Below are 13,935 nucleotides of genomic sequence, written 5' to 3' on the forward strand. Positions count from 1 at the left end.
GATTCAGATGACAGTAAGCAGCAAACGCACCAAGAAACAGGCCATCTTAGAGACCGCCCTGCAGCTGTTCGTCAGCCAGGGCTTTCATGGCACCAGCACGGCCACCATCGCCCGCGAGGCAGGGGTCGCGACAGGCACCCTGTTTCATCATTTCCCCTCGAAGGAGCAGCTGCTCGAGCAGCTGTTTCTCGGCGTTAAGCGGGAATTTGCCGACGCCATACAAGCGAGCGTCAGCAGCCGTGGCAACCTCAAGCAAGATGCCGAGCAGCTCTGGTTTGCGGCGCTGACCTGGGCCATGGCCAATCCGCTCAAGCAGGCGTTTTTTCAGCTCTACTCCATGTCACCCAACGTCGAGCAGTCGGTGCGGGATCAGGCAATGCACGGCATCCTAGGCTTTATCGCCGAATTGATCCGCCAGGGCCAAGCCAGCGGCGAGCTGGCCGAGTACCCCATCGAGCTGATGCAAGACAACTGCCACGGCCAATACCTGGCCGCCACCCGCTACTTTGTCGACCACCCGGAGCGCTGGCAGCAAGCCCATGAGCGCAGCGCCAGCTTCGCCCTGTTTTGGAATGCGATGGCCAAAGTCTAGATATAGGTCTAGCGCCAAGGTCTAAATCCAGGTCTAGGTCTAATGCTTCAGTCCTTAAGGCGCTGCATTCGCCGCGCCTCGCTGGTCGCCCCCTCGGCTTTGGTGATACACTCGATGGCTATTAAGCCGTCCAGCAAAGATAAAAATAACAAAAACAAGGAGTCCCATGGCCATTCAAGTCACCCGGCGCCAACTTATCAAGGCATTAACCGCCGCAGGCATGCTCAGCCAACTGCCCGCCGCTAACGTGTTTGCCAACACCAATGCCTTGGGTAAGGGGAACACTAAGCCCCTCTATATCGACGGCCTCTCCTTCCTGCCGGAGGACTTAGCCGATCTCAAGGCCTCAAAACTCGACGCCTACCTATGTGATATCTCAGCCATCGAAGCCATAGAACAGGCCGATGGCACCACCAACTACAAACGCACCTACAACGCCTGCGTCAAGAGTATCGGCGAGGCCCTGGCCAGGGTAAATGCCAACCCAGACAAGCTACTGCTGGGGCGCAGCGCCAAGGATATTGAGACGGCCCATGCCAGCGGCCGCACCGCCGTCTTATTCCAGATCCAGGGGGCAGACTGCGTCGAGCAGAGCATAAATCAAGACCTCAATCAGGTGGATGAGTTTTATGAGCGCGGCCTAAGAGTGCTACAGCTCACCCACCACTACGGCAACCAGTTTAGCGGCGGCGCCCTGGACAACGACGGCAAGCAGGGGCTCAACCTGCCGCTTACCAAGGCCGGCCATCAGCTGATCCACAAGCTCAACAGCAAGAAGATGCTGATCGATGTCAGCCATTCCAGCCCCCAATCGGCGCTGGACAGCGCCAAGGCCAGCAGCGCCCCGATAGTGCAGAGCCATGGCGCCGTGCGCGCCATCGTCAACCACGCCCGCTGCTCACCCGATGAGGAGATCAAGGCGATCGCCGACACCGGCGGCTTGTTCGGCGTCTTCATGATGACCTTCTGGCTGACCACTGAGCACACGCCCACCACAGACCACTACCTGGCCCAGCTCAAGCATGTGGCCAATGTCGGCGGCATAGATGCCGTGGCGATTGCCAACGACTACCCGCTGCGGGGCCACGAGAAGCTCTTGGAACTCAACAACGATAACGCCGAAGGGGTGAAACAATATGTCGAGTGGTGGCACAGCCTGCGAGCCCGCGGCGTACTCGGCTTCGACCACGAACCTCAGCACGTGGTGATCCCAGCGCTTAACCATATCGAGCGCATGGAGCGCATCGACAGTGCCCTGTCCCGCGCCGGATTCAGCAGCGGCGATCGCGCTAAGATCATGGGCGGGAATTGGCAGCGGGTGTTGACCGAGGTACTAGGCTAGTCCCTCTGACCCAGGCTAGTTCCTCTAACCTAGGCTGGTTACTCTGACCTAGGCTGGTTAGCGGCCAGCCTGCTTCACGCTTAGGTGAGTACTGACCTTTAGTGCTCTGAATGGTGTAGCGAAACACTTACGAAATTTATTATTGAGATGAGCAGCTTACTTTGCTTGAACTTAGCTTAAGTGAGCGTTAACCATCAATGTTTTGAATTGCCTGCGGCAGGCTAATGTGCAAACACGCTTTTGGCACGCAGCAAGTCCATCCTTGGATGCTCTGCGAAATCATCCCTGATTTCGAAGGCCAAAAGCGTGTTTACACCGAGATATTCCATCTCTTCGATTTGACCCCTCGGGAACCTTTCCGATATATTTACTTTATATTTCAATAATTTAAAGCAAGTGCGTCGACATTATAACAATCAAATTAGTTCCCCCGTTACATACTAGCTCTACAAAGTCACACTATCAGTTGAGACATTTCAATTAAATTTATTCTATTGTGGTCTTCAACGATTTCTTCTAGTCGTTCTAATATTTCATTCTTCTCTGAGTTTGAATAATAGGTAGCCCACCATTGACTATTTGGTCTAGCAATCTTGTTTACACAATCAAAGTAACATTGGTCTATTTCGCTTAAGGAATGACCGAGAATAATCACACTCTCAATATCAGATAAGGACTGGAAAAACTGGCTGGAAGCTTTGATACAAGCAGCTGTATCCTTATAGCTCCTTTTAAAATACCCATGAGCCTCACTAATAGCATAATCATAATCAGGTGAATATGATTCAGAATATACTTCCACCTGTTCTTCTGATAATGCGGATATATCTATTTCTGGCGGCGGGGTATATTCAGAACCCTCCATACCATGCCCAATAACAATAGGATTTTCCGTACTATTCAGTTTGCCATGAATGTAACAAATGCGATCTGGAGATATGTTATAAATCCTTTCAAGGGTATTGGTGTAGTTAAAACATAGAAAACGAGCACTAGTATCTAGATTTAATATTTTATCTTGCATTACAGCGTGAATTTCAGCCAATGATAAATACTCGTTCAAATCTGCTGTAAGTCCTTTGGTAAGAGCGTCAATGATATTTTCAACCTCATAAATAAACTGATTTTCATGAGGATCGTCGTCATAGTATTCACTAGCTTGTTCAATGACTTCATCAACGTCAAAATTAGCTAGATTTTCCTCAAGGTGTTTCCAGTGTTCGTCTAATGACTGATTCGAAGACATCATAAAAACACCATTTTCATACAAGCGGCTAAATGCACTGTATTTATAATGGCTACGAAAGCCTACTAATGATGTAGGCAAATCATGGTGCAAATCAAATCCATTTCCAATGATGTATAGTTTACTCATGCAGATACCTTTTAACTTTACGAAGTTTAAATAAAATGTCCCACAAGTTAGAAAGTAAGAAGTTATTTAATTTCTCGCATTACTAAAAATTGGTCAATGATTAGTTGCCAAAGGCTGCAGTGTATAAGGCGTTGGCAGGTTGTGGGGCAAAGATACACTAAGTTTTCATATCTATCGGCAACAAATACAGTCAAATCGAAGAAATTGGAAATTCTGGTGTAGATGCATCTGCGGACGTCGATGGCAGGGATGCCATCGTCGAGCCTCCAGGGAAGGATTCACGGCGTGTAGCAGATGTATCTGCACGAAAGCGAGCCGCAGGCTATTAACGTCAATGAAGGTACGACCTTCAATCCCCCAGATAAACTCAGATTACAGCAATCACAAACTCCTCCATGAGAAGATGACAATACCTTCATGGCAAACAACCAATCCCACGATACACTGAAACTAATATCACTAAGAGATTCAACGCAGAAGACTAACCATGCCCCAACAACCCTGGATACGCCTGCTGTTACTCACCTCGGTCACCATGCTGGCCTTCGCAGCCAACTCGCTGTTTTGCCGGGAGGCTTTGGCATCGGGCAGTATCGGCGCGGCCAGTTTCACCCTGATACGTATCGCCTCCGGCGCCCTGGTGCTTGGGCTACTCGCATCGCGTCATATTCGCGCCAGCGGCCTTGGCGGTAACTGGCTGTCGGCAACGGCCCTATTTGGTTACGCGGTCGCATTCTCTTTTGCCTACAACAGCCTAAGCGCCGGCACGGGAGCCTTGTTGCTGTTCGGTGCGGTGCAGATCACCATGATCCTCTACGGTTTGTGGTCTGGCGAGCGGATAAATCGAAAACAAGTGATAGGCGCCCTGCTAGCTGGAGCGGGATTGGTATGGTTACTGCTGCCGGGGGTGAGTGCTCCACCCTTAATTGGCGCTGTGCTGATGATAATCGCCGGGGTTTCCTGGGGCGTCTACTCCCTGCTCGGCCGAGGCACTAAGCGCCCAACCCTAGCCACGGCGGGGAATTTTATTCGCGCCGTGCCCATGGCCCTGGTGCCTTTTGCCCTGCTCGCTAATTCAGAGACGATCAGCGCCACCGGGATTGGCTACGCCGTGGCCTCAGGCGCCCTCGCCTCGGGGCTGGGCTACGCCCTATGGTATTTAGTCCTGCCATCTCTTTCTGCCGTCACCGCCGCGACCGTGCAGCTCAGCGTACCTATCATAGCCGCCTTCGGCGGCTTCATCTGGCTCGGCGAGGCATTAACAAGCAGACTCCTGCTTGCCTCCATCGCCGTCCTCGGCGGCATCGCTCTGTTTGTCATGAGCAAACAAGGCCATGGTTCGACAAATGAAGTCAACTCGAAGAAGCGGTAAATAAATAGTGTTTGCATTATCCCCTAGTCGATTCCCAAAAGAGCAAAGTAAGAAACCTTCATAACAAGAATTGAAGTCAAATCGAAGATATGTTGGACACCCAGTGTAAACACAATTTTGGCCTTCGAAATCAGGGATGATTTCGTAGAGCCCACAGGGATGTGCTCGTGGCGTGCCAAAATAGTGTTTGCACGATCCCCGCCGGACAGGCGCTAGGTAGCAGCAAAGGTTCTACTGACAAAGAACTGGCAAATACAAAAACCCTCCATCTCAGACCCATGAGATAAGTGTTCCAGACACAAATACCCTCTTTGGCCTTCCCTGACCGCCGGGGATAACTTCCCCATAAACGTAAGTCCCTATACAAACACCAAAGCCTTCCATCCCTGGGCTTTGGCATAAGTGTTCCTGACACAAATCCCCTCTTTGGCCTTCCCTGGCCGCCGGGGATAAGCATATCCCTATACAAAAAAGCCACGGCAATTGCCGTGGCTTTCAGCGGTGGCTTCCTAGCCACCTTTTGGAGTGTTAACTATGTTAGTAACCGGTTGATATTGATTAAGAAATATTAGTGTTTCTTAGCGTAATCAGCGGCTTGTTCACCGGCTAGGCGACCAAAGGTGATGATGTCAGAGATAGCGTTACCACCAAGACGGTTTGCACCGTGAACACCACCTGTCACTTCACCCGCACCGTATAGGCCTGGAATCACCTGTTTCTTGGCATCCATTACCTCGGCCTTAGTATCGATCATCACGCCGCCCATGGTGTGGTGAACACCAGGAGTCACTTCGATGGCATAGTAGTTACCTTCGTTCAGTGCGCGTGGCAGGTTAGGACGCTCGAAATCGGCATCTTTACCGCTGGTCACGAAGCTGTTGTAACGAGCTACAGTCTCGGTCAACGCCTTGCCATCGATACCTTCCAGCTTACCTAGTTTCTCCAGGCTATCTGCGCTAGGTGCTACACCCAGGCCGATATACTTGTCGATCTTCTTCAGTGACTTACGTACTGAATCATCGAAGATCAGGTAAGCAGACTTACCGGTTTGCTGAAGGATTGCCGCAGCCGCCTTGTCACGAGTAGTGATCTCGTTGACGAAACGCTTACCTTCACGGTTAACCAGGATAGCGCCGTTACCACGAACCGCTTCGGTCACCATCACACCACCTTTAACAGATAGGGTTGGGTGAGCCTGGATGTATTCAAGATCTTTCATCGCCGCGCCAGCGTTTGCTGCTACGTCGATACCGTCGCCGACAGCACCTGGTTGGTTAGTCGATACGAAGCCTTTCAGCTTAGGATCCAGCTTAGACACGCGTTCGTTGTTCTTCGCGAAACCACCGGTAGCCAGAATCACTGCATCGGCTTTCACCCAGTAGTAACCCTTGTACATCCCCTTAACCAGGATACCTTTCACCTTACCGCTGTCGTCTTTAAGGATCTCAACACCGCGAGTATTCATGCGGATGTCGATGTTACGCTTAACCGCGTTATCGTAAAGTACTTGTACCACGTGTGCGCCAACACCAGCACCACCTGTAGGACGGTGTGAACGGTTAACAGAAGCACCACCCATACGGCCTACGTCGCTTAGATCGGCGCCCATGCCAGTCATCCAGTCGACAGAGCCTTTTGAGTGAGAAGAAAGGATCTTAACCAACTCAGGATCGTTGATGTTACGGCCACCTTTCATGGTGTCTTTAAACATGATCTCTGGGTCATCTTTGATGTTTTTCGCTTTTTGCTGATCGGTCCAAGCGGCGTTCATACCACCGGCCGCCAACTTGGCGTTACCGCCGATAACCGGCTCTTTCTCGATCAGAATCACTTTAGCGCCATTATCGTGGGCCGATACTGCGGCAGAGAAACCTGCGCCGCCTGAACCTACAACCACTACGTCAACGGTATCGCGAGGTGCGCTAGCAAGAGCCGCTTGACGTTCCGCCTTGTCTTTCGCCAGTTCGGCGATAGTTGGCTCGTGACGTTCCCACTTCTTGGCATAAGGCATGTTGAAATCGAAGCTATGGCAAGAGTCACAGTAGACCATAGATTTTTCGTGTGCGCTGTGGCAAGAAGTACAAGAAACATCACCAGGGAAGTGAGAATCGTGGGCGTTGTAGTGTTCATGCTTAGTGCTTTCAGCCACTTCCGCTAGGGTACCGTGACAAGAAACACACTGAGCATTTTCATAGGTCAGGCTGTCGTTTGATAGCTCACCGTCTGCTTGGTGACAGCTATCACACTCTTGGTTTTGGGCGTGGAAATCAGCCAGGTTGTCGGCTGCCATGGCGTTGCCCATGAATCCGGCTGTGCCCATCAAGGTGGCTAGACAAACCGCAAGTTTCATCTTTTTCATCTTTGCTCCCCCTTCTAAACTTACAGGTTTAACCCGCTGAATTTAGAAGCACTTACATTATATTTAGATTAAAGTGGTTCACACTTCACTTTAGAAGAAAGCCTCAACCGGTATTGATGAGTACCTCGGGCTTTCACTATCGCTCAACTAAATGATTAACCAGGAAAGAGAAGCCAGCAATCTCGCCACCGCTTTAGGCTTCAGAAATGACACCTCAATCACAGCCCTCAAGATCGCCTATGCAAGTATGCATAATCACAAAGAGGTATATGCAAAAATACATAGCCCTGTGAGATCCCGGTCACGCAGCATTTCTACTGGGATTGGGTTAGATAAGAAATCGCTAATTCGCGTAATACAGCACAGTTTATTGCTGCGGAAAATTGTAGTATTTCAGCATGAAACGCTTACTGCTCTGCCTAATCTTCTTCAGCTTTCCCGCACTATCGCAGGAGAGTATCGTCTTTGGCGTCCACTCGAAAACTGCGCCGCTGGAGTGGCGCAACAACGGTGTGGATCAGGGCTTCAACATAGAGTTGATGCACAGGATCGGCCAGCTGACCGATAAGCGGATCATCATCCGCCGTAAGAGCTTTCAACAGCTGGTGAAAGATGTGCACAATCCGGGCAGCGACATAGACGTGATCGCCGTGGTCAGCCCGGTAAATCTGGATCGCAAGCTCAGCCAGTCCGATCCCATCTACGCCACCCACGCCAAGGCCTATACCTTGCAAGGCAAGGCGCTGATCAACAGCTGGACAGATCTGGTGGGCAAGCGAGTTGCCATCAAGAAGGGCGCCTTCGTCGACGTCTACCTGTCGGGCTACCCGCAGAAATTTAACCGTGTGGATGTCGACCTGTATGAGACCGGCTTTAAGCAGCTGATCGAGGGCGAGGTCGACGTGGTGATCGCCGAGAGCTTCGTGGCCCGCCGCCTGCTGCCCCTCTACCCCTCGGTGCGCAGCTCGAGTGATGCCCTCATCTATGGCGCCTTCAACTTCGTCTGCAACGGCAAGAAGGCCGCCTTGATGCAGGAGATCAACGACGCCCTGCGTCAGCTCAAGCTATCCGGAGAGTATGATCGCCTGGTCAACAAGTGGTTTGGTACCGGCCGCGAGAAGGTGGACCTGACCTCCACCGAGAAGCGCATGTTCTCCCTGGCTATCCTGGTGGCCATCGTCTCGGCCAGCGGCATGATCTATACCGGCTTTATCAGTGCCAGCCTGCGCAGACGTAAGAAGGCCCTGGACGCCGAGCTCATTCAGCGCCGCCGGGTCGAGGCGGAGATCTCCAACATCTCCAAACAGTTTCAGTCGGTATTAGACGGTATTCCCCACGGCGTGACCATAGTCAACCGCGAGCTGCAACGCCTGTGGAGTAACGACAACAATGTGCATCTGCTGATCTCTGAGGAGTTCCATTACATAGACGACCAAGCCTTTGACCTCAGACCGGCCGTGCTGCAGGTGCTCAACGAGCAGAAGTCGCTGATTGCCGACATGATGTATCAGGAGCAATATTGGCAGCTGCAGATCCACCCCATCGCCAATGATCAGGTGGTGGTGCTGCTGGAAGAATCCACCGAGCAGCACAAGCTGCGTCAGGCCAACGAAGAGGCCAGCCGTTTAGCATCGCTTGGGGAGCTGTCTGCCGGCATCGCCCACGAGATCAACAACCCCACGGGCCTCATCCTGCACGCCATCTCGCTATTTTCGGCGGCCATCAAGGACCTAAATCCGGCGGCCAACTATTATCAGCAGCAGAACCCCTTCTGGCAGATCGCCGGGCTCGCGCCAAGCCAAGCCATGGAGGAGATGGCGGTGAGCAGCGACACCATAGAGGAGGCCGCCAAGCGCATCAGCCGTATCGTCAACGATCTCAAGCGCTATGCCCTGCCTAACCTCACCCAAGATCATACGCTGGTCTGCCTCAACGAGGTGGTCGAGGTGGCACTGCGTCTCACCGCTAACCAAACTAAGACCCGGCAGGTGACTAAGCTGCTGCACCTCCCCAGTCCGAGGATCATGGGGGATGCCCAGCAACTGCATCAGGTGTTGATCAACCTTATCCAAAACGCCTGCCATGCCTGTGCGGCCCACGAAGGCAGCATTCAGATCAGCACCCAGGTGAATCAGGGGCGGGCCCTGATCAAGGTCAACGACAATGGCTGCGGCATGGACAGCGCCACCCTCAAGCGTATCACAGAGCCTTTCTTCACCACCCGGCGCACCGAGGGGGGCAGCGGCCTGGGCCTGTCGGTCTGTAGCCGTATCATCAAAGAGCATCAGGGTCAGATGCAGATACACTCGGCGCCCGGTAAGGGCACCCGTATCCAACTTAGTTTTGCCTTGGTTCAGGAGTAGCAACAACAGATGAAACTTGCACGCAATATCCTTTTGGTCGACGACGAGGCCTCCTGGCTGCGCACCCTAGCGGTGACCCTCAACCGTCTGGTGCCCGAGGCAGAGATAGACACCTGCGTCGACAGTCGCCAGGTACTCAATCGCCTGCAGGTGGGCGACTATGCCTTGGTGCTGCTGGACCTCACCATGCCCTTCCACTCAGGTGAAGAACTGCTGGGGATGATCCGCGCCGAACACCCCAACACCCGGGTGATCATAGTCACGGGCGTCAACGAGGTGGATACCGCGGTGCGCTGCATCAAGCATGGCGCCTACGACTACTTCATCAAGACAGACAATGTCAGCGACCTGGCCCATACGGTGCGCCGCGCGCTGGAGGTGGTGGGGCTGGAGCGCAACTATCTGCATATCAAGGAGCGCTTTCTCAGCCGCACCTTAGACAACCCCAAGGCCTTTAACAACATACTCACCTGTGAACCGGCGCTACTGGATCAGTTTCGCTATCTCGAGGCCGTCGCCTTCAGCCCTGAGCCCCTGCTGATCCACGGCGAGAGTGGTACCGGCAAGAGCGAGTTTGCTCGCTCCTGCCATCAGCTGTTCAGCCCAGAGCAGCCCTTTGTCAGCCTCAACCTGGCGGGGATCAACAGCGACACCTTCGAGCTTAAGCTGTGTGGCCGCCTGAGTCATAAGCCAAACGGTGAGGTCGATGCGGTCACCGGGTTGCTCCATCAGGCAGGCAGTGGTGTGCTCTACCTGAGTGAGATAGGCGCCCTGCCCCTGAGCGCCCAGATCACCTTGCTGGAGCTTATCGAGAGCCGAAGCTACTCGCCCCAGGGCAGCGACAGCCGCTTCCCCATCAAGTGTAAGTTTGTGGTCTCTACCCAGGACGATCTGCTGACCCTCAACAAGGCGGGCGTGTTTCGCAGCGATCTCCTCTATCGCCTGCGCGCCCACAAGATAAGACTGCCGCGCCTGGCCGAGCGTCCACTGGACATCGCCATGCTGATCAACCACTTCATCGCCGAGGCCGCCGAGGAGATGTCGCTAAGCGCGCCGCAACAGCCTAGGGATCTGGCGCCTAAGCTGCTGGATTACGACTTTCCCGGTAACCTCAACGAGCTTAAGGGGATGGTGTTTGATGCCGTCAGTCGCAGCGACGGCGTTACCCTCAACATCTCCCCCTTCATGGAGGCAATCAAGGAGCATAAGTCGCTGGACGCCGCCCCCGGAGATCACATCATCTTTCCTAAGTCGCTGCCCACCCTGGCGCAGATGAATCAGGCCTTGATCGACGAGGCCATGAGCCGCACCGCCAACAACCAGACCGCCGCCGCGCAGATGCTGGGGATCAGCCAGAGCGCCCTCAGCCGGCGCTTGACCAAGGGGCAGGAAAACTAGCCCCGCCAAATGGGCATAAAAAAAGCCTCTCATTGTGAGAGGCTTTTTTCATTTAAAGGTCTTAGGCCGTCTGCTGCTGACGCGCTTCTTCTTGCGCCTCGTCATGGGCATTCTCTGTGGCGTCGACTATGGTGAGCACGGCGGCATCACCCACTACGTTACAAGAGGTCAGTACCATGTCGATCAATCGATCAAGTGCCGCGACAATCACGAAGGCCTCGACTGGCAGACCCATCTGGTGGATCAGCACGCCGATCATCACCATGCCGCCGCCTGGCACGCCGCCTGCGCCAACAGACAGCAGGAAGATGCTGAACAGCAGGGCGGGCAGCTGATCCATGGCGATAGGAGCGCCGAATGAGTTAGCCACGAAGAAGATGGCGATGGTGATATAGATAGAGACGCCGCCCATGTTCATGGTCGCCCCCAGCGGCACGCCGAAACCGGCCACGGCGCGCTTCACGCCCAGCTTCTCGGTCAGGGTACGCATGGTAACAGGGATGGTGGCATTCGAGCTGGCGGTCGACAGAGAGAATAGGATCTGCTCCTGGGTCTTGGCGCGGAAGGTCTTAGCAGACACTGGGGTAAACAGGCTCACCGCCCAAGGGTAGACCACGAAGATCCACAGGAGTAGCAGGCTTAAGATCACCACTAGGTATTCGACCACGCTGAGAAACAGGCTCGCCTCCAGGGTCGCACCCAGCTTAAACATCAGCGCAAACACCCCGATAGGCGCCAGCTGCATTACCACGCCGATAAGCTTCATCATCAGCTTGTTGCCTTCGGTGAAGCCCTGTTGCAGTAGCGGCACGGCGCCGTTCATCGCCTTGATGACACCACCGACCAGCAGCGCCATGAAGATCACCTGCAGCATGTTGCCCGAGGTGAAGGCCGCTACCGGGTTACTCGGCACTATGTTGACGATCAGCTGCATCAGGTTAGGCAGCTCGGTTGCTGTGATCTCGGCGCCCGTGCCCCCCGTCATGTCGACCCCGAGTCCCGGCTTAAGCAGCAGGGCTACTGTTAGCGCGGCGAAGATGGCCACCAGGGTGTTGATGATGTAGAAACCGAAGGTCTTGCCGCCGAGGCGACCAAAGCTCTTGAGGTCATCGAGTTCCAGCACGCCGCAGACGATGCTGACGAAGACCAGGGGCACCACCATCATCATGATCATGTTGACGAACATGGTACCTAAGCCTGAAGCGACCTCGACCAGGGTGCCGGAGAAGAACCCGACATCGGCCAAGAAGTATTGAATGATGCTACCCAGAATCAGGCCAGAAAAGAGGCCGATAAAGATGCGCGTAGAAAGTGATTTAGTCATATGCTTGCCTTGTTTTGCTGCGCATCTATCGTGCGCTTTTTTTCTTCTCCATCTGACGTGGAGATAGTGATGAGAGCCGTGGCTCTCCCGTTACTGGTCAGTGATAGTGGATCATGCTAGTGATAATTTCAATCACAATCTGGGCCAGTTAACAGACGCAAAACGGCAACCGCAAAGCCACACAAAGATCAAGGCAATGATTTTTATGATTAAAAATTCAGAAAGGTAAATTTAGGCTAATCGGCAAGTTTTACTTGTTAGAACAAAAAGCCAACAATTGGCTCACAAAGACGGTACACAAGCCAGTGAAACACGCCAACAAGAACAGATTAACCAACATTAAATTCTAAAACAACCAAAACATTCAGTGATAGTCATTACTCACAGACAGGGACTAGTGAGATCCACTAGGCACAGGCGAAAACACAGCAGATAGCCAAGAGGGAAGATAAACAAAAGCCGCTAAACCAGTATTTTGATAAATTACTGATTTAACGGCGTTAAGTGATTTTTAGCATCAGATAGCAACCGGATAAGCAGTCACTACATTAGTTAACACCTGATCACGGCTAATGCTTAAGCTTGAGCTTAAGCCAACCACAACTCCACGTCACGTATGATGAAGTTGCCGCTATAGACAGGATGGCGCTCGCCTATGGGCTCAAGCTCGAAATAGCGTCTATACTCCTCGGGCAAGCCCTCGTAGCCGCAGATCACCTGATACAGCCAGCTCTCGGTATCCCAGCTGAGCGACTTGGCCTGATGATAGTCCAGCGCCGATTGTCTCAGCCCAGAGTCGATCACGGCGCAGAAATACTCATCCACCGCCAGCTTGAGCGGATTGTCGGGAATATCGAAGTCTTCCGCCTCCACCAGGGCGAAGGGCACGTCATGATCGCGCATCACAAGATCGCGACCGGCGCGGCTGATGCTCTTGATCTGTGACACCATGGCCAGCAAGTCGACTTCCTGCGCCGTGTTGGTCACATCCACCGCCGCCGGTGCCAGAATCGCCTCGGCGCGGTTAAACAGGGTTGGCAGCTGCTTGTGACTCACATGATCCGCCACCTCATAATCTGGATGCATATCCGTGTAGAGCAGCCAGCCCTTGAGCAGACGAGTACGCCCCTGGATCTGACGGAATCGTCCCAGCAGCTCCAGCAGACGTCCCTGCACCACGCTGAGCTCCTGAGTACAGTCGCTCAGGGTCTCCTGCAAGCGGGTCACCAGCAGCTTACGCAGCTCGCGAATGTCGCCGGCGATCTCACCCAGCTCGCTAAACTGGAACATCTCCAGTCCGTTGAGCAGCTCGGTCACCTGACTCTGGGCCAGCTCGTTTTCACGTATCTTGGCGTTGATGGTGCCCACATAGCCGAACTCGTTGTTGATACGGCTCCAGAGCACACGAATCGAGTATTTCAGCCCCTCGGTGAAGCTGTAGACCTGCTCGCTGAGATCCGCAAGATAGGCCTCGCTGGCGCTGTAGTCGGTGGCCTGACGGGCCTCCTTGTAGTGGTCGGCAAGGGTCTTGATGGTGGCCAGGGATGAGCCGACATTGGCGTCGATCTGACGATTGCGCTCGTCGCTCAGCACCTCTTCCAGCAGGGCGCGCACCGAGCGTTTCAGCCTCAGCCCCTGTTCGCCCTCGGGCTGCCACAGGATATCCGCCTTACGCAGCTTGTCGATGGCACCGGCGCGCTCGCCCTCTTCGGTCACAGAACCGGAGAGGTAGACATCCATGATGAGATCCGCATGGCGCCCCAGCTGCTTAAGTAGCGTGACCCCCGCCTGATGTAAGTTGCTACTCATA

9 protein-coding genes are annotated in these 13,935 nt (G+C 53.7%); 5 read left to right on the top strand and 4 right to left on the bottom strand.

The features are described from left to right. Nucleotides 1-7: 7 nt before the first annotated feature. Together K0I31_RS16160 and K0I31_RS16165 are read left to right on the top strand one after the other, a co-directional pair. On the top strand, nucleotides 8-592 hold the full coding sequence (locus tag K0I31_RS16160) for a TetR/AcrR family transcriptional regulator (RefSeq protein ID WP_220079037.1): 585 nt from the start codon (nucleotides 8-10) through the stop codon (nucleotides 590-592). Between the two features lie 166 nt (nucleotides 593-758). Continuing rightward, complete coding sequence (locus K0I31_RS16165; RefSeq protein ID WP_220079038.1) at nucleotides 759-1,934, top strand: membrane dipeptidase; 1,176 nt, start codon at nucleotides 759-761, stop codon at nucleotides 1,932-1,934. Between the two features lie 454 nt (nucleotides 1,935-2,388). Here the strand turns inward: K0I31_RS16165 and K0I31_RS16170 are convergent, their stop codons facing one another. After that, a complete protein-coding gene (locus K0I31_RS16170; RefSeq protein WP_220079039.1) occupies nucleotides 2,389-3,309 on the bottom strand; it encodes a bacteriophage abortive infection AbiH family protein in 921 nt (306 codons plus the stop codon). Between the two features lie 487 nt (nucleotides 3,310-3,796). Between K0I31_RS16170 and K0I31_RS16175 the strand changes: the two genes are divergently transcribed. Then, the gene (locus tag K0I31_RS16175; RefSeq protein ID WP_220079040.1) at nucleotides 3,797-4,681 is read left to right on the top strand and encodes a DMT family transporter; all 885 of its coding nucleotides are present in this window, start codon (nucleotides 3,797-3,799) and stop codon (nucleotides 4,679-4,681) included. 568 nt (nucleotides 4,682-5,249) lie between these two features. Here K0I31_RS16175 and K0I31_RS16180 read toward each other — a convergent pair. After that, nucleotides 5,250-7,040 (bottom strand): flavocytochrome c, encoded by a 1,791-nt coding sequence (locus K0I31_RS16180; protein ID WP_011866908.1) that lies wholly within the window; start codon nucleotides 7,038-7,040, stop codon nucleotides 5,250-5,252. A gap of 398 nt (nucleotides 7,041-7,438) precedes the next feature. On the opposite strand from K0I31_RS16180, the gene K0I31_RS16185 reads away from it, so the two are divergent. Together K0I31_RS16185 and K0I31_RS16190 are read left to right on the top strand one after the other, a co-directional pair. Beyond that, entirely contained in the window at nucleotides 7,439-9,403 is a 1,965-nt protein-coding gene (locus tag K0I31_RS16185) for an ATP-binding protein (protein WP_220079041.1), read from the top strand. A 9-nt stretch (nucleotides 9,404-9,412) separates the two neighbouring features. Then, nucleotides 9,413-10,801, top strand: coding sequence for a sigma-54-dependent transcriptional regulator (locus tag K0I31_RS16190; RefSeq protein ID WP_220079042.1), 1,389 nt, complete (start codon nucleotides 9,413-9,415; stop codon nucleotides 10,799-10,801). Between the two features lie 61 nt (nucleotides 10,802-10,862). Here the strand turns inward: K0I31_RS16190 and K0I31_RS16195 are convergent, their stop codons facing one another. Together K0I31_RS16195 and K0I31_RS16200 are read right to left on the bottom strand one after the other, a co-directional pair. After that, nucleotides 10,863-12,125 carry a dicarboxylate/amino acid:cation symporter gene (locus K0I31_RS16195; RefSeq protein WP_220079043.1) on the bottom strand — a complete coding sequence of 421 codons (1,263 nt, stop codon included), beginning with the start codon at nucleotides 12,123-12,125 and terminating at the stop codon, nucleotides 10,863-10,865. 588 nt (nucleotides 12,126-12,713) lie between these two features. After that, complete coding sequence (locus K0I31_RS16200) at nucleotides 12,714-13,934, bottom strand: phosphoenolpyruvate carboxylase (RefSeq protein WP_220079044.1); 1,221 nt, start codon at nucleotides 13,932-13,934, stop codon at nucleotides 12,714-12,716. Nucleotide 13,935: the final 1 nt, after the last annotated feature.

It is taken from the genome of Shewanella spartinae (assembly GCF_019457555.1).
Taxonomy (GTDB): Bacteria; Pseudomonadota; Gammaproteobacteria; order Enterobacterales; family Shewanellaceae; genus Shewanella; species Shewanella loihica.